Origin of the sequence: Serpentinimonas barnesii (assembly GCF_000696225.1) — a bacterium.
In the GTDB taxonomy this organism is placed as follows: Bacteria; Pseudomonadota; Gammaproteobacteria; order Burkholderiales; family Burkholderiaceae_C; genus Serpentinimonas; species Serpentinimonas barnesii.
In genome coordinates this window covers 1-2,939 of sequence record NZ_BAWN01000058.1, presented here as the reverse complement: position 1 = coordinate 2,939, position 2,939 = coordinate 1, and the positions used below count along the sequence as shown (strand labels likewise).

The 2,939-nt window shown below is 62.7% G+C and carries 3 protein-coding genes; all 3 read right to left on the bottom strand.

The features are described from left to right. Positions 1–142: 142 nt before the first annotated feature. The 3 genes from SRAH_RS11535 to SRAH_RS11525 are packed head-to-tail and all read right to left on the bottom strand — an operon-like array spanning position 143 to position 2,816. A complete protein-coding gene (locus tag SRAH_RS11535) occupies positions 143–1,015 on the bottom strand; it encodes a MinD/ParA family protein (RefSeq protein WP_029463489.1) in 873 nt (290 codons plus the stop codon). Positions 1,016–1,033: 18 nt separating this feature from the next. Further along, positions 1,034–1,756, bottom strand: coding sequence for a GGDEF domain-containing protein (locus tag SRAH_RS11530; protein ID WP_029463488.1), 723 nt, complete (start codon positions 1,754–1,756; stop codon positions 1,034–1,036). Between the two features lie 7 nt (positions 1,757–1,763). After that, complete coding sequence (locus SRAH_RS11525) at positions 1,764–2,816, bottom strand: homocysteine S-methyltransferase family protein (RefSeq protein ID WP_232841051.1); 1,053 nt, start codon at positions 2,814–2,816, stop codon at positions 1,764–1,766. Between the last annotated feature and the right edge of the window lie 123 nt (positions 2,817–2,939).

Sequence of the window (2,939 nt, the reverse complement as noted above, 5' to 3'; positions counted from 1 at the left end):
CGGGCGCACATATTCAGGCGGCGGCTGCATGATTCAGGCGACAACTATCTTGACATGCGCCGAACTCCTCGGTCTCGGCCAGTGATTGCATGCGCTCGCTCAGCGGCAGCGCGTTTGCATGGTCCATTTTGGCAGCGTCAGCTTACACGGCCTCATCCGCACGAATCACCGTTTCTTCGAGCCGGGCAGCAATCTGCCCCAAGGCCACGCTGGCGGGTGAACCGGGCATATGCAGCAGCAGCAACTGACGGCGCATCACGGCGTCTTTGACCGCTTGATCAATCGGAATGTCGCCCACATGATGCAGGCGCACGGTAGGGGTGCTCTTGGCACCCGAAGTGGCGCCGGGTACGGTGCCGACAAAGCGATTGAGCACCGCCTGCAACTGCGCCGTGATGGCCTTGCCATCGCCCGAACGGGCCGACTGGTTCACCACCAAGCGTATGCGCTGGCGCCGCTGCTGCGTGCTCAGCACCTTGATGGTGGCGTAGGCATCGGTGAGCGAAGTCGGCTCTGGCGTGGCCACCAGCAGCACTTCGGAGGCCAGCGAGAGGGCAAACAGCACCACATCGGAAATGCCGGCGCCGGTGTCGAGCAGCACCACGTCGTAGCGCGGCACCACGTCTTCCATCAGGCGCAGAAAATCATCGCGCACCTCGGGCGTGAGGCGCGAATATTCCACCAGCCCCGAGCCCGCCAACAGCACCGAAAAACCGCCCGGCGCCTTGATGATGGCGTCTTCGAGTTCGCACTTGCCGGTGAACACATCGTGCAAGGTTAATTTGGGATAGAGGTTGAGCACCACATCCAGATTGGCCAAGCCCAGATCGGCGTCGAGCACCAGCACCTTGAGGCCACGGCGCGTCAGGGCCGCTGCCAGATTGGCGGATACAAAGGTTTTGCCCACGCCGCCCTTGCCGCTGGTGACCGCGATCACCTTGCCCTTGACCGGATGCAGCAGCACCGCCGGGGCCGCAGCGCCGGGTGCTTGGGGGGTGGTTGGAGTGGCCGTCATGACTGTATTCCTGATTCCTTAAGCGCTCTGACCATGGTCTGCCACCTGTTCATCGGTTGCGGACCAGCCAAACAGCAGCCCTTTTTCTTCGGCACTCACATCTGCGCTGGTATACGGCTCCAAGCGCACACAATTTCGGCCTTCTCGCTTGGCGCGATAGAGTTGTTGATCGGCTCGCGCCACCCAATCGGACAAGTCGCCTTTGACCCACGGCAAGGCAAAGGCACCGCCCACGCTGATCGTCACGCTGATGGGGCCATGCTCCGGCAGCTCAATCGGCGCCGACTCGATGGCCACCCGGGCACGGTGCGCGACTGCGGTGGCAAAAGAGGGTGGGCAGTGCGGGCACAAGACGGCAAACTCCTCGCCACCAATGCGCGCCACGTTGTCCATCGGGCGCACCGCCTCGCGCAGGCGCTTGGTGACCACCCGCAGCACGTGATCGCCAGCCGGGTGCCCGTAGCGGTCGTTAACGCGTTTGAAGTGATCAATGTCCAAGGCCAGCAGCAGGGCGTGTTCTCCACCCCGCGTCACCCGGTCTAGCTCCTGCTCCAGCACACTAAAAAACGCACGACGGTTCATGACTCCAGTCAGGGCGTCGGTCGATGACAGGTCGCACAAGGCGTCCAGCACCGATTGCAGGTAACGCGCCTGCCCAACTTGAGATGGCGGGGGCAGGGTTACCCCCGCCTGGCGCAGCAGGGCATCGACCTTTTCGAAATGCAATGCACCCATATCCATGCGGGCATCATACCCGCAACCACCCCGGCCGCGGTGGCTGATAGCGCACAGCCGCTGCAATGGCCGCGATGTGATCGGCCGTGGTGCCGCAGCAGCCGCCCACGATATTGACCAAACCCTCGGCGGCAAACTCGTGCAGCAGTCGCGCCGTGACCTCGGGGGTTTCGTCAAAGCCGGTATCACTCATGGGGTTGGGCAGACCGGCGTTTGGGTAGCAGCAGATGAAGGTTTCGGGGGCCAGGCGCGCCAGTTCCTGAATATAGGGCTTCATCAGCGCTGCGCCCAGCGCGCAGTTGAGCCCGATTGCCAACGGCTGCACGTGGCGCACACTGGCCCAAAACGCCCCCACCGTTTGGCCGCTAAGCAAGCGGCCCGAGGCGTCGGTCACGGTGCCGCTGATGATGATGGGCAAGCACTCGCCGCTTTGCTCAAAGCACGATTCAATAGCAAACAGCGCCGCCTTGGCGTTGAGGGTGTCGAAAATGGTCTCAACCAGCAGCAAATCGGCCCCACCCTCGAGCAGCGCCAGCACCTGCTCGCTGTAAGCGTGCACCAGTTCGTCGAAGGTGACGTTGCGCGCCCCGGGGTCGTTGACATCGGGGCTGATGCTGGCGGTTTTGGGCGTAGGCCCCAGTGCGCCTGCGACAAAACGCGGCTGCTCCGGGGAGGCGTAGCGATCACACGCGACGCGCGCCAGTTGCGCCGAAACCAAATTCATTTCACGCGCCCAGCCGCCCATGCCGTAGTCGTCCTGGGCAACGGATGTGGCCCCGAAGGTATTGGTTTCGATGATATCGGCCCCAGCAGCTAGGTAACCAGCGTGGATTTGGCTGATGACATCCGGACGCGTCAGGCTCAAAAGCTCGTTGTTGCCCTTGAGTTCTAGGGACAATGCAGCCACGCGGGCACTCAAACCAGGGTCTAGCTCGGCGCCAGCACCCCGGTACTGGGCCTCGCTCAAGCGAAAGCGCTGAATCATGGTGCCCATGGCCCCGTCCAGAATCAGGATGCGCTGACGCAGCAAGTCGGGCAATTGGGCGGCGCGGGTGTAGCGTGGCATGGTGTGGCAATGCATAAAGGAAAACCCCGAATCGGGCGCAAGCCTAATTCGGGGTTCCATCATAACAGCCTGACGATGACCTACTTTCACACGGGAATCCGCACTATCATTGGCGCGCAGTCG

Coding starts and splice junctions, on each gene's coding strand:
- SRAH_RS11535 (WP_029463489.1), bottom strand. CDS start 1,015: ATGACGGCCACTCCAACCACCCCCCAAGCACCCGGCGCTGCGGCCCCG.
- SRAH_RS11530 (WP_029463488.1), bottom strand. CDS start 1,756: ATGGATATGGGTGCATTGCATTTCGAAAAGGTCGATGCCCTGCTGCGC.
- SRAH_RS11525 (WP_232841051.1), bottom strand. CDS start 2,816: ATGCCACGCTACACCCGCGCCGCCCAATTGCCCGACTTGCTGCGTCAG.